At 47.4% G+C, this 17757-nt stretch carries 18 protein-coding genes; 8 read left to right on the top strand and 10 right to left on the bottom strand.

Annotated features, from left to right (window positions below):
• Window positions 1-92 precede the first annotated feature (92 nt).
• From KV201_RS10610 to KV201_RS10600, 3 genes are all read left to right on the top strand, one after another.
• Window positions 93-476, top strand: a complete 384-nt coding sequence (locus KV201_RS10610; protein ID WP_006082808.1) for an STAS/SEC14 domain-containing protein — start codon at window positions 93-95, stop codon at window positions 474-476.
• 41 nt (window positions 477-517) lie between these two features.
• Entirely contained in the window at window positions 518-949 is a 432-nt protein-coding gene (locus KV201_RS10605) for a universal stress protein (RefSeq protein ID WP_006085854.1), read from the top strand.
• Window positions 950-1126: 177 nt separating this feature from the next.
• Complete coding sequence (locus KV201_RS10600; protein ID WP_006082806.1) at window positions 1127-1564, top strand: universal stress protein; 438 nt, start codon at window positions 1127-1129, stop codon at window positions 1562-1564.
• Window positions 1565-1619: 55 nt separating this feature from the next.
• Here the strand turns inward: KV201_RS10600 and KV201_RS10595 are convergent, their stop codons facing one another.
• Window positions 1620-2477, bottom strand: coding sequence for an ABC transporter substrate-binding protein (locus KV201_RS10595; RefSeq protein ID WP_226059290.1), 858 nt, complete (start codon window positions 2475-2477; stop codon window positions 1620-1622).
• A gap of 141 nt (window positions 2478-2618) precedes the next feature.
• Entirely contained in the window at window positions 2619-3170 is a 552-nt protein-coding gene (locus KV201_RS10590; RefSeq protein WP_226059289.1) for a DUF924 family protein, read from the bottom strand.
• A gap of 207 nt (window positions 3171-3377) precedes the next feature.
• Between KV201_RS10590 and KV201_RS10585 the strand changes: the two genes are divergently transcribed.
• Entirely contained in the window at window positions 3378-3713 is a 336-nt protein-coding gene (locus KV201_RS10585) for a winged helix-turn-helix domain-containing protein (RefSeq protein ID WP_226059288.1), read from the top strand.
• A gap of 24 nt (window positions 3714-3737) precedes the next feature.
• On the opposite strand, the gene KV201_RS10580 is transcribed toward KV201_RS10585, so the two are convergent.
• From KV201_RS10580 to KV201_RS10550, 7 genes are all read right to left on the bottom strand, one after another.
• On the bottom strand, window positions 3738-4082 hold the full coding sequence (locus KV201_RS10580) for a DUF2956 domain-containing protein (protein ID WP_071940176.1): 345 nt from the start codon (window positions 4080-4082) through the stop codon (window positions 3738-3740).
• A 233-nt stretch (window positions 4083-4315) separates the two neighbouring features.
• Window positions 4316-5188 (bottom strand): heme ABC transporter ATP-binding protein, encoded by an 873-nt coding sequence (locus tag KV201_RS10575; protein ID WP_226059287.1) that lies wholly within the window; start codon window positions 5186-5188, stop codon window positions 4316-4318.
• A 10-nt stretch (window positions 5189-5198) separates the two neighbouring features.
• The gene (locus KV201_RS10570; RefSeq protein ID WP_126491305.1) at window positions 5199-6215 is read right to left on the bottom strand and encodes an iron ABC transporter permease; all 1017 of its coding nucleotides are present in this window, start codon (window positions 6213-6215) and stop codon (window positions 5199-5201) included.
• A gap of 222 nt (window positions 6216-6437) precedes the next feature.
• Window positions 6438-7421 carry an ABC transporter substrate-binding protein gene (locus tag KV201_RS10565; protein ID WP_226059286.1) on the bottom strand — a complete coding sequence of 328 codons (984 nt, stop codon included), beginning with the start codon at window positions 7419-7421 and terminating at the stop codon, window positions 6438-6440.
• A gap of 247 nt (window positions 7422-7668) precedes the next feature.
• The gene (locus KV201_RS10560; protein ID WP_226059285.1) at window positions 7669-8106 is read right to left on the bottom strand and encodes a biopolymer transporter ExbD; all 438 of its coding nucleotides are present in this window, start codon (window positions 8104-8106) and stop codon (window positions 7669-7671) included.
• Window positions 8103-8858 carry a MotA/TolQ/ExbB proton channel family protein gene (locus tag KV201_RS10555; RefSeq protein WP_226059284.1) on the bottom strand — a complete coding sequence of 252 codons (756 nt, stop codon included), beginning with the start codon at window positions 8856-8858 and terminating at the stop codon, window positions 8103-8105. Before KV201_RS10555 ends, KV201_RS10560 begins: the two co-directional genes overlap by 4 nt.
• 164 nt (window positions 8859-9022) lie before the next feature.
• Complete coding sequence (locus KV201_RS10550) at window positions 9023-9889, bottom strand: energy transducer TonB (RefSeq protein WP_226059283.1); 867 nt, start codon at window positions 9887-9889, stop codon at window positions 9023-9025.
• A gap of 363 nt (window positions 9890-10252) precedes the next feature.
• On the opposite strand from KV201_RS10550, the gene KV201_RS10545 reads away from it, so the two are divergent.
• The 4 genes from KV201_RS10545 to KV201_RS10530 all read left to right on the top strand — a co-directional run bounded on the left by KV201_RS10545 (window position 10253) and on the right by KV201_RS10530 (window position 15770).
• Complete coding sequence (locus KV201_RS10545) at window positions 10253-12343, top strand: TonB-dependent hemoglobin/transferrin/lactoferrin family receptor (RefSeq protein WP_226059282.1); 2091 nt, start codon at window positions 10253-10255, stop codon at window positions 12341-12343.
• Window positions 12344-12426: 83 nt separating this feature from the next.
• Window positions 12427-13038 carry a heme utilization cystosolic carrier protein HutX gene (gene hutX, locus KV201_RS10540; RefSeq protein WP_226059281.1) on the top strand — a complete coding sequence of 204 codons (612 nt, stop codon included), beginning with the start codon at window positions 12427-12429 and terminating at the stop codon, window positions 13036-13038.
• Window positions 13039-13088: 50 nt separating this feature from the next.
• The gene (gene hutZ, locus KV201_RS10535) at window positions 13089-13646 is read left to right on the top strand and encodes a heme utilization protein HutZ (RefSeq protein WP_226059280.1); all 558 of its coding nucleotides are present in this window, start codon (window positions 13089-13091) and stop codon (window positions 13644-13646) included.
• 219 nt (window positions 13647-13865) lie between these two features.
• Window positions 13866-15770 carry an ABC transporter transmembrane domain-containing protein gene (locus KV201_RS10530; protein ID WP_226059279.1) on the top strand — a complete coding sequence of 635 codons (1905 nt, stop codon included), beginning with the start codon at window positions 13866-13868 and terminating at the stop codon, window positions 15768-15770.
• A gap of 124 nt (window positions 15771-15894) precedes the next feature.
• Here the strand turns inward: KV201_RS10530 and KV201_RS10525 are convergent, their stop codons facing one another.
• The gene (locus KV201_RS10525) at window positions 15895-17496 is read right to left on the bottom strand and encodes an AMP-binding protein (protein ID WP_126491312.1); all 1602 of its coding nucleotides are present in this window, start codon (window positions 17494-17496) and stop codon (window positions 15895-15897) included.
• Between the last annotated feature and the right edge of the window lie 261 nt (window positions 17497-17757).

Here is a 17757-nt window from a genome sequence, read left to right as displayed (position 1 = left end):
GCAAGATATCTGGTGTATTTTTGAGCAAGATCACGGCTTGTTGTGGCGTTAGCTTTTACACTAAATCAAGGGTTGTTACATAAGGAGTATGTATGGCATTGTTAAAGCACGGAATTTCGATTGGTATTGAACGCTATGGTGATGATGATTTTTTCGTTGCCTTTAAAGCTATCGGTACCTTAACTCATCACGACTACGAGATGATGGTGCCTGTGTTAGAGTCGGCACTGGCGGGCGTAAAAGATCCCGACATCTTCGCTTTAGTGGATGTGACCGAGTTGGATGGCTTGGAATTACAGGCCGCTTGGGATGATCTCAAACTTGGGGTGAAGCATATTCGTCATTTCGAGAAGATTGCCATAGTCGGTAAGACGACTCTGCAGGAAGTGCTGGCTAAATTGGCAAACTGGTTTACGCCTGCTGAGGTCAGGTTTTTTGTTGACAATGGCGACGCCGTTGCTTGGTTAAAAGACTAGTTGCTCAGCAATCCATTCGCGCCATAGAAGGAGTACAGATTATGCGTACAGGTCAAATACTCTGGCCCACAGATTTTTCGGAAACTGCGGCCCATGCACTGAGTTATGCCATTGAAATGGCTAATCTATACCATGTAGGACTAAAAATTTTACACGTGGTTGAACAGCCGCTCGGTGATGAAAACTTTATGATTTTATCGATCACTCCAGAAGAGCTGGCTAAGAGTATGGAGGAAGCGGCAGCAACCAAGATGCAGGCGCTGTTAGAAGGGTTAAACACTGAACTTTCCATCACGACCTTGATCCGCCGCGGCGATCCTGTGTATCAGATTTTAGAAGAGGCCAACAGTAAAGATATTGGCATGGTAGTGATAGCGAGCCATGGCCGAACTGGGATTTCGCATTTTTTACACACCAATGTCGCAGAAGCGGTAGCTAACGGTGCGGCTTGTCCTGTGCTGGTGGTGAAGTAAGTGAGTTAGTGGCTTGACTCAATAAATCCAAAGGACGCTTATTGCGTCCTTTCTTTTTGATTGATAAAGAATAATTAATTGAAATGGGTACGCAAGAAGCATAGCTAACTGCTATAAAATAGTGGTATTTTGACTTTAATAAATAGCCTGATTAAAACTCAAATGATGGATAAGCTTATGCGTACTCAAGAAGTGTTATGCCCTACGGATTTTTCATCAACCGCAGCCCATGCGCTCAAATATGCGGTTGAAATGGCTAATCTTTATCATGTCGATATTCGATTATTGCATGTGACAAGCCCAGCCCGTGGCGCCCATTGCTATGGTATTGCGGTCGATATTCCAGCTACATTGGAAAATGAACTTCAAGCCTTTGTCGATGCAAAAATGCAAAGTTTGCAGCAGGAAATGCAGCAAGATCTCAACGAGGGACTCAATATTAAGCTAGTGGTGCGCCATGGTGATGCTATCGATGAGATTTTAGCGGAAGCCGTTGATGTCGGCATGGTGGTGATTGCCAGTCACGGCAGCAGTGGTTTAGCGGATTTTTTAAAGCCCCATGTGACACAAGATATTGTTAAGTATGCTAAGTGCCCTGTGCTGGTGGTGAAATAAAGCTTAGATATATAGGTTTAAGTAAAGAGCTTTAGATAAAGCTCTTTGAGAAAACCTAGTAGGAATCGTTTTTAATTATTTTAGGTTCTGTTAGCTTGGTTGACGCCTCGGCTTCATTTTCTAATGACATCAGGCGTCGATATTTTTCCTGCAAGGCCACTAAGCTCCCATCTTGGGTAATTTGTTTGAGTCCCGCATTAAAATCATCTCGAATTTGTTCACTGAGAAACGCAAACTTATACTCCGTTGGTGGGAATATTTGGTGGCAAATGGCTTGTTGTTTTAAATCTTTTTCAGTCAGCTTTCCCTCAAGATAGGCCTGTTTTAGGTAATATTTGAAGATATTTTTATCCATCACCACGACATCTGCCCTGTGTTTCATCAGCATATAAACTTGCTGCACTTGCCTCGCTTGTTCTTGGTAGCCGCTATTGGCCTTAACCATTTTGGCAAACTCTTCCCCCAGTAACGATGATGCGCGCTGAAAGGAGACGACTTGCTTGTTTTTTAAATCGCCTATGTTATTGATAGTAAAATGATTGGCTTCGAGACTAATGGCGCAGTTTTGGTAGGTTATCGCAACATTGGAGTAAAATACGTTGTCGAGCATGCCATCTTTAATGTTGATGATGCCATCGAGTTTACCTTCCCTGAGTTCATGGAAAGTGCGCGCCAGTGGCAAGTAGTGGATAGAAGCGGTATGACCTTTAACGGCGAGGGCTTGGTTCAGTAATTCGAGTTCGAGTCCGCTATTGGTTGCTTGGATAACATAAGGGGGAATAGACAGGCTGACGCCTATCTTAATTTCTGCCGCTTGGCCGAGCTGAGCGCCGCATAAGGTGAGTAACCCTATCAATTTATAGCGGTTACGATGAGCCACTGAGCTATTTGGCTTATTTAGATTTTGCGCCATAAGTTACCAATACCTCCGCGGTACACACTTGCAACTGTGTTTGATACTCGCCAGTCTTTCCATGACTCGATTAAGTAAGTGTAGTGTGTCTGTGAACTCAGCACGGCTTTATTTATTCAAATACGCTAAAGAATGAGCAAATTAAAAGGATGAGCCAGATTCACGCAGAAAGGCAATTTCCTCTGCTGTCGATTCTCTGCCTAAGATGGCGTTTCTATGTGGATAGCGACCAAATCTGTCGATAATTGCCTTATGCCGCAGTTCAAACGCTAAGTTGGCCATCGCCGCTTCGCGATTAAACAGTTTAACCGCGACTTGATGGATCATGGGCGACTCGCTGTGCATATAGGGCATAAAGAGAAACGGCACTTGTTTTGGTTTAAGTGCTAAATCAACCTGTTGGGCAACGGCTTCTTGGGCTAGCACTAAGGCGATGGCATCGGCTTCGAAAGCGGCAGGCGTATCACGGTAAATATTACGGGAGAATTGGTCGAGCACTATGATCTCCGCTAATCGACCTTGGGGAGTGACTCGCCAATGGGAAAGCTCACCACGTTTAGCTTGAGCTAATATGTCTCCAAAGCGCTGTTTGATTTGTTCATCAAATTCAACATCTTTAATCCACCAAAGCTTTGGCTCAATTTCTTCAAACCAAAATGTCAGTATTTGATCGGCTGTAATTGTCTGGCTCATCTTAGCGTTCCCTCATAGGTGGTGAGTGACATTACAAATAACAGTTGTTGGGGGAGGATGACAAGTCGTTTCGCTTGATTTAGGGGGAGATTGGTTATCTGAAGAATTGGTCGCTCAGCGGAAGTATTTAGTGTTGGCTATTGCCTTATTGACTGAATATAAAGTAGTTTTGATGATAATTACTTTTGTCTCTAGGCAGGTCATTCTATGTCATCTTCAATGCCAGTATCGCAACAAGTTTCGAAGCAACATAAGGCGTTTTTGCGTAAGCTCTATTTAGCGCATTTAATGGATGACGACCGCCATAACCTTTTATCACTCAATAAGTTAACTGGAATGCCGCGCCGCACCTTACAGGATGCCATCGCCGCATTTGAGGATATAGGTATTCGGGTCGAGTTTGTGCAGGAAGGCAGCCGTAACAATGCTGGATATTACCGCATAGTGACGTGGGGCCCAATCAGCAGCGCTTGGGTTGATACCCATCTAAGTGAAATCGCCGATCTGATAGGTGTTGTTGAGATCGGCGAAACCGCAGTGTGAAGCGGTCAGTTTTAAGTTCGGCAATCACGTCATAAAAAAATAGGCGGCAAATCCTGCCCAACTTAACAGTAGTAGGGCGATGGCAACCCAAGTGGCACGGGTGAACTGGCTTTGGGAGTCGAAGGCTTCGTCAGCATCGTCTAGATCATTGATGTCATTCACTGTGCGAGATTTCGCTTTCAACTGTTGTTTACGGACTTTATCCCGCTCACGGGCTTTGGCTTTAAGCAGTTTTTTATACTCGGCGATGCCTTTTTCAATCCCTTGGGCAATGAGCTTAGTTTGCTCTTTGGTTTGTCCTGGCTTTTGGGTGGCTTTGGCTGCGACCAGTGCTTCTTGCTGAGTTTCTGTCGAGATAGTGGGTTTCATCTGGATTCTGCCTGATTTAACGCGACTTAAGTTAACGCGACTTAAGTGAATGCGGCTTAAGTTAATGCGGTTTGAGTTAACGCGCCTGCGGCTAAAATATACTCGTGAATACGAGAGTTAATATGCCCGCGAAGCTGCTCGTTAATCTGCTCCTAAAAAAGCGTGCGAAAAGTGTCAGCGCCAGATTATACCCGCATTAGACATTAAAACTTACAGCCAATATCTTCATTTCATTAAAAAATCAGTGGATGCCCGCCTTGTGGTGCAGGGACGTACACAGGTTCATAGTCCCATACATCACGAATGGTATCGACCGACAATGCTTTTGCTGGCGTGCCTTCGCTCACTATTCGCCCTTGTTTTAATACGATTAATTGATCGCTATAGCGAGCGGCTTGGTTAAGGTCGTGCAGTACCACTATCACAGTGTACGCGTGCTGATGAGCTAAGTTTTGGGCTAACTCAAGCACTCTGTGTTGCTGAGCGAGATCTAATGCCGATGTTGGCTCATCCAGTAACAGTACGGGCGGGAAAGGTGATTGACTGAGTTGAGTCAAGACGCGGGCGAGCTGGACTCGCTGCTTCTCCCCTCCCGATAGCGTTGGGTAACTGCGCTTGGCGAGATGAGTTAGCCCCACTTGTGCCAGCTGCTCGGCAACTAACGCTTCTCCTTCTTTGTTATTGATGGTTAAGGGATATAAACCCATAGCCACCACTTCGGACACAGTAAAGGGGAACGTCAGACTGGCGTGCTGTGGCAGTACGGCTAAGGATTTTGCCAGCTCGCGCCTAGGCCAATCCGCCAGTTGGCTATGGCCTAGGCGGATACTTTGCCTTGGCGTGCTGATTTCTTGGCAAAGGGCTTTGAGTAGCGTCGATTTCCCCGCGCCATTGGGGCCTAGTAGGGCGGTTACTGCCCCGGGTTTAAATTGCACATTAATATCGCTGAGCACCGTTTTCTGCCCAATGCTGACATCGAGCTGACTAATGCAGAGCTCAGTGCGCTCAAACTGTGCATTAACTGAATGAGTCAGGTGTGCTCTTGATGCTAATTCAGAATCTAATTTTGACTCTGATCCTGATTGGGCATAGGAAGTGGCTGTCATAACGCCTCGCTTAGATGAGCTTACTGCGTTGTTGCAGTAGTAAGAAGATGAAGAATGGCGCACCTATGAGCGCGGTCACTAACCCAACCGGTAACTCTGCTGGTGGCAAGAAGGCGCGAGCGCCGATATCGGCTAAGGCTAATAGGGCTGCACCTAAAAGGGCGCTGATGGGCAGCAGTTGGCGATGATCTGGCCCTAACATCATCCGCACTAAATGCGGTACCACTAGGCCGATAAAGCCAATAATGCCGGTCGCCGCGACGCTTACGCCAACGCCTAAGGCACAAAGTAAAATAAGTCTAAGCTTGAGCCTATCGACATCTATCCCTAAGTGGCGCGCTTCGGATTCGCCAAGCAATAAGGCATTGAGCGCCGCCGCATCTTGGCGAAATCGCCAGCTTAGTAATGCTAAAGTCACGAGACACAGGCTGACATACATCCACTGCGCACCTGCTATCGAGCCCATCTGCCACAAGGTTAAGTCGCGTAGCGCCATGTCGTTGGCAAGGTACGTGAGCATGCCAATTCCTGCGCCTGCCAGTGCTGCAATAGCGACCCCCGACAGTAGTAATAACACGACCGATGTTCCGGTTGGGCTACTGGCGAGGCGATAGACAACAAGGGTGGTGATTAAACCCGATACAAAGGCACTGATGGGGATCATGAATGGATTTGCGTTGGGTAACAGCACGATACAGATGGCCGCGCCAAGAGCTGCGCCAGATGACACCCCGATAATACCGGGATCCGCCAAGGGATTACGAAACAGTCCCTGCATCACTGCGCCGCATTGAGCGAGCGTGGCGCCCACCGCCAGTGCCAATAATGTCCGCGGCAGGCGAACATTGTTGATCACCAGTTGCTCGTGGGGTGCAATATTGCCGATGTTTTGCTGGGTCGCCCAATTAAGCACTGCGCTTAGGGCATCCACTAGGCTGATACTGACCGGCCCAGTGCTGACCGAGAGTAAGCAGCTTAGGGCTAACAGTGTGACTAAACCGGGCCAGAGCCAGCGATTGAGGAACATCTCAACTATCCTTTCTATTTTTATCAGGTGACTAATCTGGTGTGTGAGTCAGTGGCGCTAATCTGCGAGTCCGTTTAGTGGCTCATACAAGCCATTCAAATAAGTGACGTTATATAAGTGACCCAATATAAGTGACCCAATATAAGTAACTCAATATTAGTAACTTAGATAAGTGACTAGCATGATCGCCCTGATGAGTGACGGTATTGATAACTATACAGGTTACTGATTTTGCTTGAGCAATGTGCTGGCGAGCGTATCGGCTGCGCTAATCGCACTGATGCCTAAGCCGCCGAGAAGCGCTTGTGGCGCCAGCGTTTGAATATAGCCGTTTTTACCCGCGGGGGTATGGGCAAGCAGCGGCATCTCTTTTATCAGTTCTTGGGCAATTTGCGCGTTGGTTTGCTCGGCGGGTTTATCGCTGCGCTTTGACAGCAAGATAATGTCGGGCTGCAAGGACAAAATCCCTTCCTGAGACATACTTTTGTAGCCATCAAACTCGGCGATATTCTGTGCGCCTGATAGCGCGATAATAGTATCAGCGGCAGTGCCTTTACCGCCGACCCGTGCGCCACGGCCTTCTTGTAGCAGCATAAAGAGGATTTTTGGCTGAGCGCCAGCATCGCTTATTTGTTGTTTTTTATCCGCCAAGCTTTGCAGTTGTTGATGTAAGTCCAGCTTTAACTTAACAGCGTTATCAGGACGATTGAGTAATTGACCTAAGGTATCCACATTGCTCATTAGCTGCGGCTCATCGTTCGTTGCGGGTAACTGCACAACTTGGATATTGGCTTGTTTTAATACATTGAGCGTGGTCTCAGGCCCCATGACATCCGAGCCGACAACGAGTGTTGGCGAGAGGGCGATAATGCCTTCGGCAGAGAGCATTCTGTGATAGCCAAGCTTAGCCACATGGGCTAAACCGTCAGGTACATAGCTGGTGGAATCTATGGCGACCAGCTCATTACCCGCATCGAGGGCGAGCACGAGTTCAGTGACGCCCGTGCCCGCACTCACGAGTCTTATCTCATGTTCAGCACTAAAGACGCTGGACGATAGCAAAGCTGTCAATACTGAGGCGATAAACAACACTTTGCGTAATGGCTTAAATCGGCTTAACGGATTAAATGTGCACTTAGGCTTATGCCGATGGCCAAGGGCGCTAGTATCTATTTTTAATGATATTTTAGTTGCTTGAAACAACATGGTTGAACTCCTAATACAAACTTGTTCGCCACAGGCTTAGATACTGTTTCTAACATCAGACTTTTAAAATAGTGGCTTTAAAAATCAGTACGTTAAAGTTAGCGTGCTAAAAGTAACGATTTACTGCCTGCATCTTTTCGTGTTGGTTTTGGTCTTTAGTCAGAGAGACAACATTTGCTGTGTCTCTGGCTCATTATCTAGCTTGCTCATTTGGCTTTTTGGGGCAGATAGCGGGCTCGTCAATACGCTAATGCTCCATCAAGATTTGGGCCTGACTAATAGACTGCGTCTGCAACAGCGCGAGCAGTTGCATCAAGGGCTCCACCGGCGCAGCCTTATCGGCGGCAATAATCACGGTCGCCTCTGGCATAGCGTTAAAATGTGCGGTAAACGCGGCGGTAAAAGTCGCTAAATCATCAAATGTCTCACTATCGATTGCCCAATAAGGCGCTGTCGCCATGATATTGATGGCAATTGTTGGCTTGTTGTCGATTGCAGTGATGGCCGAACTTGGGCTTTGCGGCACATCTACCGGCAAGCTGAGTAGTTGGGTGTTTGCCGTCAGCAGTAGAAATACCAACACGATAAAAATAATGTCGATTAATGCGGTTAAATCTAGGCTTGGAAGCAACTCAGGCGAAGCAATGCCAGCCTGCGATCGCGGTGATGCATCTGCACTTATCATGTCTGTGGCTCAATCTGGGAATGAGAGTTGAATGCCGATTTTTGCTCAGTGCTGCTGTTGCTGACTTTGCTGAATGCTTGGTATTGATTGCTATCGATTGAAATATCTTCGATACCCGTTAACCACAGATTGAGTTGATTGAGCACGTGCCCTGCGCGCAGGCATTGACCTTGAGCCCAGATGCCAAAGAGATGGGCGGCGGTAATGGCAGGTACAGCGATAATAAGTCCGGCGGCTGTGGTGTTCATCGCAAGGCCAAGTCCGGCGCTGAGTTGCGCTGGGGTAACAGGGCCTTGTGATTGCCCAAGCTGAGCAAACATGTCGATGAGGCCTAGTACGGTGCCAAGTAGGCCGAGTAATGGGCTGATAATGCCAATCACCTGTAAAACCTTGAGTCCGGCTTGCAAGTCGCGTTGCTGTTTGTTGAGCCACAGACTGAGTAATTCTTCCCTTAGCACTTTGGGCTGGTGGACTTGTTTGAGTAACAAGGTCGCGCCACGGGCGAGTAAATCTTGCTGTGCGCTGGTTTGCGCTAGCAGTGCGCTGACGTTTTCAGTGGTCGCCGTCGAGCTTGATTGGCGCAATGACGTTACCCAAGCCTGTTTTTTCGGCCAGATTGATAGCAGAGTTTGATGCAAAAACAAGGCGCTACGTTCAAGGCAGATCATCAAGGCCAAAAAAGCACATAACAACAAGGGCCAAGTCAGCACGCCAAGCTGAGTCTGTAGGGTTGAGAAATCAGTTATGGGCATTAAGCCTCTCCAATCGATTGAAAAATCAGTTTTATACGTCAGTGAGTGAATCAAAAAGTGAGCTTTACTATGGCTCACTATTTAGCGCTTTATCTTTCGTACTGCAGGCTTTCCTGTTGCTTGTTTTCCTATGGCTAGCTTTTCAGCGATAAGATTGAGGCCCGCTAGTTAAGCGCGAAACGAATAGGCACTCTGACCTTGTAGTGACTCGCTAACCTTGGCGTCGGCGCCGCAAATTGCCAGTTTTCAACCGCAGCGATTGCTGCTTGATCTAGCAGGCTGAAGCCTGAGCTTGTGACTAACGTCAGTGCCAGTTGCTCGCCAAGTTCGTTAAACATCACTTCTATGGTTGCAGTTCCTTCGAATCCTTTCTTACGTGCTATTCGCGGATAAGTCGGTTGCGGTGGCGCTGTAGCAAACAGCGGTTTGGCTAATTCCACTATGTTCGTTTGGAGGCTGTCGTTAAATGGGGCATTGTCAGCGGCTGCACTGTCTACATTTTGAGTCGCTTTTGCATCTAGTTCGGCTGCGTTAGCGATTAAATTCGTTGGTTCTTGTGCTGTTTTGGGCTCTGTTTTTAGCTCTAATTCTTGTTCAACATGTTCGGGTCGCTTATGTGCTAAAGCGTTCGTCGCTGATGGATCTGTATCTGGATAACTTTTAGCAGTAGGTTTTGCGATAGAAGGTTTCTTAGCTAACTGGCTGTCAATTCGTTGATCAGCTTTGGGTTTTTCTACAGCCTCGATAACCGTCTTATCGACAGATTCTGCTGTTGATACTTTTCGCACTGTGCTGTTTACGCTTGCTAGCTTGGATTCTGCTTGCGTTATGGGCTCGACACTGCTGCTTGTTGTGCTTGTCGCAGCAGAAAAATTGAGGGTGACACGATTCGCGCTGGGAGCGTTCGATGCTTGATTTGCACTCGATGCTTGGGCGCTTTGCAGCATAGTGATAGCAGGCTGCGAGGCGATAACACCCGTTTGGATGGCAACAGTTAACGCGCCAAAGGCAAGATATCGTTTCGGTGTCACAGCAACCTCTTTTTCCCAATAAAGCACTTCTGCTCATTTATCTTCGCTAATTAAGATATCTCAATATAAACAAGATCGCAAATGATAATGATTTGCATTTGATCTATTTTGTTATCTCAGGTAGAGTGCCTGCAATAGCTCGAATGAGCGCTTAAAAAAACAGCTAAACCGGTAATTCATCCTACTTTATGGGTACTGATTGTCTTGGACTCTGTCTGGAAAGGGCTCAAGTTTGAAAGAGCCTAATCTGGAATTGAGCATCTGTAACAGACTCAATCTCAAAAGGATTGGTGTCTGGAAAGAGAGTCTGGGCTCAGTATTGAATTGCACGGGAACAGCTGATTATCACTTGAGGATGAAGAGATGAAGAAAAAGCCGTTAGTGATCGCCATGGCGATAGCACTGAGCAGTACGGCCCTAAGTTTTACGTTAGCGGCAGAAGAAAATGTTAAGCCTGTTGTTCAAGGTGATGCGGATAAGAAACTCGTTACGACAGAGTTTGATGAAGTGTTAGTGAGTGCAACCCGCATCAGCGAGAAAGCCTCCGAAACCAGCCGCAGCGTAGCCGTGGTGGGTGAAGAGCAACTTGCGGTAGCTCAAGCATCATCCGTGGCTAATGCCCTTAAAAACGAGGCGAATATTACGCTGACGAATGGCCCAAGAGCTTCATCTCAAGGGGTTGAAATCCGTGGTTTAAGTGGCAGTCGAGTACTGCAGACGATTGACGGAGCAAGACAAAATACCGGCTCTGGCCACAGAGCTACCTACTTTATGGACCCTGAGTTACTGAAATCCATTGAAGTGCTGCGCGGTCCAGCCAGTAGTTTGTGGGGCAGTGGCGCACTGGGTGGCGTCGTCGCGCAAAATACTAAGTCAGCGCAGGATTTCTTAGCGCCCAATGAAACCTTTGGTGGCTATTTCAAACAAGGTTATGAAACCAATGGCTCGCGCACTAAAACCAGTGGCGCGATTTATGGTCAACAAGACAGTATCGATTGGTTACTAAACGGCTCTTACACCGACTCAAACAATATAAAAACCGGTAATGACGAAACCCTAAGCAACAGTTCATCCCATGGCAGCAGTGGTTTAGCTAAATTCGGTTGGCAAGCCGATGAGGCGTCACGCTTAGAGTTATCGGCGAGAGTCAATAAGATCAATGAATTAGTGCCAAGTAATCCTTCTGCGGCAGCCAGTAATTCAATACCTTTAGTGCGTCGCAAGACAGACGATCAAAATATCACTTTAGATTACAGTTTTAATCCTGCCAATAACCCGTATCTAGATACTAAGATGCAAGTGTATTGGAACAGTACCGACTACGATGAAGACCGTATTACTAAGGGCCAGCTAGACAGCACTGAGTATCGCACTGTGGGCATTAACCTCAATAACAGTTCGCGCTTGGGCAATACTTTGTTGACCTACGGCGTTGATGGCTTTCGCGATACCATAGAAACGACGCGTGATGATTCGGGTCAAGTGGGCCAGCGTCCGGGAAATATCGATGGTGAAACCACAGTATGGGGCGCTTTTACGCGGGCAGATATTGAGCTGACTCAGACATTAAATCTGGATGCGGGTCTGCGTTATGACAGCTTTAAAAATGACAGTAACAACCTCAATTTATCCTCCGATGATAATGAGTTATCGCCATCACTAGGGCTAGTTTGGCAGACTCAATCTTGGTTGACCTTAAGTGCCCGTTACGATCAAGCCTTCCGCGCACCTTCGGTAGAGGAAATGTATTCTAGCGGCACCCATTACTGCATTCCACCTATTCCGGGATTTTTGCCCCAAGGTCTATGCAACACCTTTGCGACCAATCCGGATCTAAAGTCTGAAAAAGCCCGCAACAAAGAAATCAAAGCAGACTTACGTTTCAGTGAGTTAGCCGGTGATGATGAATTAGCTTTGACGTTCAACATCTTCCGTAACGATGTGGACGATTTCATCGTGCAGCAAGTGTCTAATCCTTGGCATGGTATTCCTGGGTTCGAGCAAACGACCTCATGGAATAACGTCGAAGATGCGCGTTTAACTGGCTTTGAAATTAGCGGTCGTTACCGAATTGGCCAAACTCGCTTAGCGATGAATTATGGCCAAACCCATGGTGAAGATCGTAAAAATGGCGGCGATATTGAAGGTATACCCGCCAATAAATTTAACGTTGATTTATCCCAAGGCATTATGGAAGGCGACATGAAACTCGGCACTCGCGTCACTTATGTGGCGACGCAGTCGAATACGCCTGATGGCTTCAAAGTGGCGAAATACGACGATTACACCCTATGGGATGTGTATGTTGCGTGGGAGCCGACTATGGGCGCGATGGCGGGTGTGAGAGTGGATTTCGCCATCGAAAACATCGGCGATGAAAAGTACCAACAAGCGTGGCAAACCTTGTATCAACCGGGCCGTAATATGAAGTTATCGGCGCGCTATATGTTCTAAGCCCTGCATTAAAGTGCTGACTTCCGTTTCGGCAAATGCTGAGTGTTAAATCTGAGCAAGCGGTAAACGGGAGTCAGCGTTTAATGCCAAGCCACTCAATAGTCATTACCGCTGGAGACAGTAAAATGAAGATGACACTCGATAGCGAGCTCGATGTCGCGCCAGATTTAGGCTCTGAGCAACGTCAGCTAAGTGAGCAACAGGCGCAACTGCGACAACGATTTGAGCAACAAGCTGATTTGATGCCAGCGCAGCTCGCCAGTGAATTAGGCATTGCCGAGCTCGAAGTCGTTGCCGCCCTGCCGCCCGAACAAGTGGTGTTTGTGCCGTTAACTCAGCTCGATGTCTTACTACAAGCCTTACCCGAATGGGGAAAGTTAACCACTATTGTGATGTTATCGGGCAGCGTATTTGAATTTAAAGGGGATTTTCCCGAGGGAAAATATGCCCATGGTTATTACAACCTTTACAGCAAGGGCGACGGTTTGCACGGGCATCTCAAATTAGATGCCATGCGTGGCATCGCTTTGATCAGCAGACCTTTTAGAGGCAGCGAGAGCCATTCGATTAACTTCTTCGGCAGCGAAGGTGAGGTCGTGTTCAAAGTGTATTTAGGTCGCGATAAACAAAGAGCGCTGTTTCCTGAACAAGTTCGCCAATTTAAAGCGCTCGCAACTGCCTTTGCCTCGGTGTAATCACACCTCTGAATTGCAGCATTAACGACAGTATTTAAGGAACACAGCAAATGAAGCCTGAAATGACCGAACAAGAACAACGTTTAAGAGACAAGCTTTTACCTGAGATAGAAGCCTTCAAACAGCAAAGGGAAACCTTACAACTGGCCACGCTAGGTATTGATGGCCAGCCGAATGCGAGTTATGCACCCTTCGCACTGGCCGATGATGGTTTTTATATTCTGGTGAGTGACTTAGCCCGTCATGGTCATAACTTAAAGCACTCATCTAAGGTCTCTGTGATGCTTGTTGAAGATGAAACCGCGGCCAAATCGGTTTTTGCCCGCAAGCGTTTGACCTTTGATGCAATTGCCGAGACCGTGCCCCGTGATACGCCAGCCTTCATTAAGGGCGTTGGTGTGTTGTCGGCCCGTTTTGGCGAAATGTCCGATAACCTTGCGGCATTAACCGATTTTAACTTATACAAGCTCGCGCCCCATCAGGGTCTTTATGTGAAAGGTTTTGGCCAAGCATTTAGCCTGAGCGGCGCAGAGTTGTTAGATGTGGATTGGAAGCGTGATGGCCACCATGGCACGCCCAAAACGCCAGAAAACCAGCAAGTCGCTTAAGTCGCGCTAAGCGATGGCAATAAAACCAACCCGCACTCGCTGCGGGTTTCTTTTATGCTTTCTTTTGAGTAAAACCACGCTTTGCCCTTGAATTTACCCGCAACAGGTAGCATCTAATTGATATGCTTTAAGCAAAGCTGCGCGGTTAACGGCTTGCTGATACCCAGTTCAGGCGAATGTTATGCTTGAATTGCCGTTCCCTACCGAAGGATATCACCCGTGACAGAGCCGACCGTCGAATTAGCCAAATCACCAAACTCCATTAAAGCGGGCGCAGAGCCATTGCCTGAAAAGTTAATTCCAGTCACGCCTACAATAAGCGCTGATGCTTCGAAGGTTAAACCAACCTCAGCGCAGCAAAGATCCGTATTGCCTTGGATTATGGGTTTTCTTAAACCCTACAAACTGAAAGTCGTCGCGGCGATTATCTGCTTGATGATAGGGTCACTCGCTTGGCTATCATTGGGCCAAGGTGTGCGCTTAATGGTTGATGAAGGCTTTGTGCGTGACAATGCGCAGCGGCTGAATGAAATCATACTGTTAGTGCTTGGGATTACCGCCGTCAGTGGCACTGCGGTGTTTTGCCGCTTCTATTTAATGACTTGGCTCGGCGAGCGGGTCAGTGCCGATATTCGTCTAACTGTTTACAATCAACTGCTTAAACTTTCCCCCGCCTTTTACGCTAAAGTGCGCACCGGTGAAGTGATCTCCCGTTTTACCGCCGACTCTACTTTGCTGCAAACCGTGGTGGGCTCGAGTTTATCTATGGCATTGCGCTCAAGTGTGACGGTACTTGGTGGTTTAGTCATGATGGGCATCACCAGCGTTAAGATGACCTTATTAGTGTTATTGGCTGTACCTTTAGTGTTGGGACCTGTGATCTTTTTCGGCCGTAAAGTGCGTACGCTGGCGCGAGAAAGCCAAGACAGGGTTGCCGATCTCGGCGCTTATGTGGATGAAACACTTCATGAAATACATACGGTACAAGCCTATGGTCATGAAGATAAAGACCGTAGCTTATTCAATACCCGCGTCGAAGATGTGATGTCTGCGGCAAGCGGGCGGATCCGTTACCGTGCCTTGCTGATCTCAACCGTGATGTTTTTAAGTATCGCGGCGATTGCTATGGTGACTTGGGTCGGTGCCCACGATGTGATGGCGGGTAAGATGACGGGCGGCGAGCTATCCGCATTTATGTTTTACGCTGTGATGGTTGCAGGCGCTGTGGCGACGATTAGCGAAGTGATCGGTGAGATCCAGCGGGCTTCTGGCGCCGCCGAGCGTTTAATTGAACTGGCTGAAACGCTAGTGGATATTCCCGTTGCAACTCATCCTATTGTTTTACCCGCCAAGGTCAGTGGTGAGTTAGTCATAGAAGGACTCAACTTTGCCTATCCAGAGCATGATGCCTTAGTGCTAAAACAGCTCAATATGGCTATTGCCGCGGGTGAGCGGGTCGCCTTAGTCGGCCCAAGTGGCGCGGGTAAGAGTACCTTGTTCCAGTTATTGCAGCGCTTTTATGTCCCTAGCGCTGGCAGTATTCGACTGGAAGGAATTGATATAGCCAGGCTTTTGCCACATGACCTAAGAGCGCAGTTTGCTCTGGTGCCGCAGGACTCAGTGATTTTTGCGACCAGCGTACTTGAAAACGTGCGTTATGGCCGAGTCGATGCGACTGAGCAAGAAGTGATTGATGCTTGTATTGCAGCCCGTGCCCACGAGTTTATTAGCGAGTTTACTGACGGTTATCAAACCTATTTAGGTGAGCGTGGCGTGCGGCTTTCAGGCGGACAAAAACAGCGGATCGCCATTGCACGGGCGATTTTAGCCGACAGACCCATATTGTTACTCGATGAAGCGACCAGCGCTTTAGATGCGGTAAGCGAGCAGAAAGTGAAGCAAGCGCTGGATGTATTGATGGCGGGTAAAACCACCTTAATTATTGCCCATCGCTTATCGACGGTGATCAATGCCGATAGGATTTTTGTGTTCGATAAGGGCGAGATTGTTGCCTGCGGACGCCACCAAGAGTTGATGCAATCCAATGCGTTATATCGTGAATTTGCCAGTCTGCAATTGTTAACCGAAGAGGCCAATGCCAGCGCCTTGAATGAGACCATTTAAGTAAAATAAAACCCAGTTGCTAGCCGAAACGCTCAAGCTAGCTCACTGGGTCTTTTATTGTGCGTTTGTCTCTAAGCTCTGTTAATCAGCTTTGTCTTTAAGTACGGCACTTTAAGTGCGGTCTCTAAGCTTTATCTTTTAGCTCGCGGCGCAGAATTTTACCTACGGTACTCTTAGGCAATTGCGTCATAAATTCAATGGTTTTTGGCAATTTATAGGCGGTCAATTGCTCACGGCAATAGGTTAGAATGGCCTCTTTTGCCTGTTGATGATCTTGGCTATCATCCTTGAGCACGATAAAGGCTTTAACCGCTTCGCCCGAGTGTTCATCTTTTACTCCCACCACGGCGCATTCGATCACACTTGGATGGCTCGCCAGCACGTTTTCCACCTCGTTGGGATAAACGTTAAAGCCTGAGACTATGATCATATCCTTTTTGCGATCAACAATTTGATGGAAACCTTCCGCTGTTGCTATGGCAATGTCACCGGTTTTAAAGAAACCTTCTGGAGTCATAGCGTTGACGGTTTCATGCGGATTATTCCAATAACCCCGCATCACTTGTGGGCCACGCGCGGCTAATTCTCCCGCTGTACCTAAGGGCACTTCAAGGTTGTTTTCATCTAAGAGTTTAACTTCAGTGCCAATCACAGGTTTACCAATAGTGCCAAGTTTTTGATAACCGGGCGCATTGAGTGAAATCACTGGCGAAGTTTCAGATAATCCATAACCTTCGCTGATCATATTGCCTGTCGTCTGTTGCCAAATATTCGCCGCTGCGGCAGTGAGTGCAGTGCCGCCCGAGATAGTGATTTTTAAGTGGCTAAAGTCCAGTGCTTTAAACTCGGGTTGATGGCATAGGGCGACAAACAGGGTATTGAGGCCTGCAAATCCCGTGAAGGGGTATTTGGCGAGTGTCTTAATTAAGCCACTAATATCACGCGGATTTGGAATTAATACCGAGCAACCGCCGCACTCGAAATACAGCACTAAGTTCACCATAAAAGCGTAAATATGGTAAATCGGCAGTGGCGCAACAAAGATATCTTCCCCTTCGGTGATCACGCTCGCGATGCGGGATTTTACCTGCGCCGCATTGGCGAGCATATTGCCGTGGGTCAACATGGCACCTTTAGATAATCCTGTCGTGCCACCTGTGTATTGCAACGCCGAGAGGTCGTCAAGATTTGAGATAAATCGGCTAAAAGGAAGGTCAGCCCCTTGCTTTAAAATCTGACAAAACTCGACATTCTTAAGCCCTGTTTTTGGCTGCACATGCGGATCGATCAAATCTAAAGGATGGGTGGAGATGACGAGTTCTATTTGAGTACTGTCGATGACTTTGGCCAAGGTCGGCAATAGGTCGGATAACACCACGAGCGCTTTAGCACCAGAATCATTGAACTGATGAATAAGCTCGCGCTCGGTATATAAAGGATTCGTATTAACAAGGATTAGCCCAGCCCTGATTGCGCCGTAGGCCGCGATGACAAATTGGGTGATATTGGGCAATTGAATGGCGATGCGATCGCCCGGTTTGAGTGTGGTCTTATTTTGTAAATAGGCGGCAAAGTAACGAGAATCGCGTTCTATCTCATTAAAACTGCTGGTTTTACCAAGGCAGGCATAGGCGGGTTTATCGCCATAACGTAGGCTGGTTTTCTCGATCAGATCGACCAGTGATGAGTAGTCTAGTTTGAGTTGAGAGTCTTGATCGTATGCCATGCTGAACTACCTCAAAGATGATGTTTATTAGTTGTTATTATTCTGGAGTTAAACAGGTGTTTAGATTAGAGGGTGTTAGCACTAGAGGTCAATGCTTATCGCGAAAAACATCGCTATGCCAATAACGGTATCTTTATGTAACAAATAGTATTTTTACTCTAAAACTTAGGCGTTAACGATAGCGTAATTATCGTGTCATCGATAAAGCACTAAATAGTGCGTGAGTGGAGAGCATTCGAGATTTTGTAATGGATATGTTTA

This window comes from Shewanella sp. SR1 (genome assembly GCF_020447145.1).
Lineage (GTDB): Bacteria > Pseudomonadota > Gammaproteobacteria > Enterobacterales > Shewanellaceae > Shewanella > Shewanella baltica.
This window is presented reverse-complemented; position numbering and strand designations above follow the sequence as displayed.

Excerpts from the sequence above, each read along its gene's own strand:
- KV201_RS10610 (WP_006082808.1), top strand. The coding sequence starts at position 93 with ATGGCATTGTTAAAGCACGGAATTTCGATTGGTATTGAACGCTATGGT.
- KV201_RS10605 (WP_006085854.1), top strand. The coding sequence starts at position 518 with ATGCGTACAGGTCAAATACTCTGGCCCACAGATTTTTCGGAAACTGCG.
- KV201_RS10600 (WP_006082806.1), top strand. The coding sequence starts at position 1,127 with ATGCGTACTCAAGAAGTGTTATGCCCTACGGATTTTTCATCAACCGCA.
- KV201_RS10595 (WP_226059290.1), bottom strand. The coding sequence starts at position 2,477 with ATGGCGCAAAATCTAAATAAGCCAAATAGCTCAGTGGCTCATCGTAAC.
- KV201_RS10590 (WP_226059289.1), bottom strand. The coding sequence starts at position 3,170 with ATGAGCCAGACAATTACAGCCGATCAAATACTGACATTTTGGTTTGAA.
- KV201_RS10585 (WP_226059288.1), top strand. The coding sequence starts at position 3,378 with ATGTCATCTTCAATGCCAGTATCGCAACAAGTTTCGAAGCAACATAAG.
- KV201_RS10580 (WP_071940176.1), bottom strand. The coding sequence starts at position 4,082 with ATGAAACCCACTATCTCGACAGAAACTCAGCAAGAAGCACTGGTCGCA.
- KV201_RS10575 (WP_226059287.1), bottom strand. The coding sequence starts at position 5,188 with ATGACAGCCACTTCCTATGCCCAATCAGGATCAGAGTCAAAATTAGAT.
- KV201_RS10570 (WP_126491305.1), bottom strand. The coding sequence starts at position 6,215 with ATGTTCCTCAATCGCTGGCTCTGGCCCGGTTTAGTCACACTGTTAGCC.
- KV201_RS10565 (WP_226059286.1), bottom strand. The coding sequence starts at position 7,421 with ATGTTGTTTCAAGCAACTAAAATATCATTAAAAATAGATACTAGCGCC.
- KV201_RS10560 (WP_226059285.1), bottom strand. The coding sequence starts at position 8,106 with ATGATAAGTGCAGATGCATCACCGCGATCGCAGGCTGGCATTGCTTCG.
- KV201_RS10555 (WP_226059284.1), bottom strand. The coding sequence starts at position 8,858 with ATGCCCATAACTGATTTCTCAACCCTACAGACTCAGCTTGGCGTGCTG.
- KV201_RS10545 (WP_226059282.1), top strand. The coding sequence starts at position 10,253 with ATGAAGAAAAAGCCGTTAGTGATCGCCATGGCGATAGCACTGAGCAGT.
- hutX (WP_226059281.1), top strand. The coding sequence starts at position 12,427 with ATGCCAAGCCACTCAATAGTCATTACCGCTGGAGACAGTAAAATGAAG.
- hutZ (WP_226059280.1), top strand. The coding sequence starts at position 13,089 with ATGAAGCCTGAAATGACCGAACAAGAACAACGTTTAAGAGACAAGCTT.
- KV201_RS10525 (WP_126491312.1), bottom strand. The coding sequence starts at position 17,496 with ATGGCATACGATCAAGACTCTCAACTCAAACTAGACTACTCATCACTG.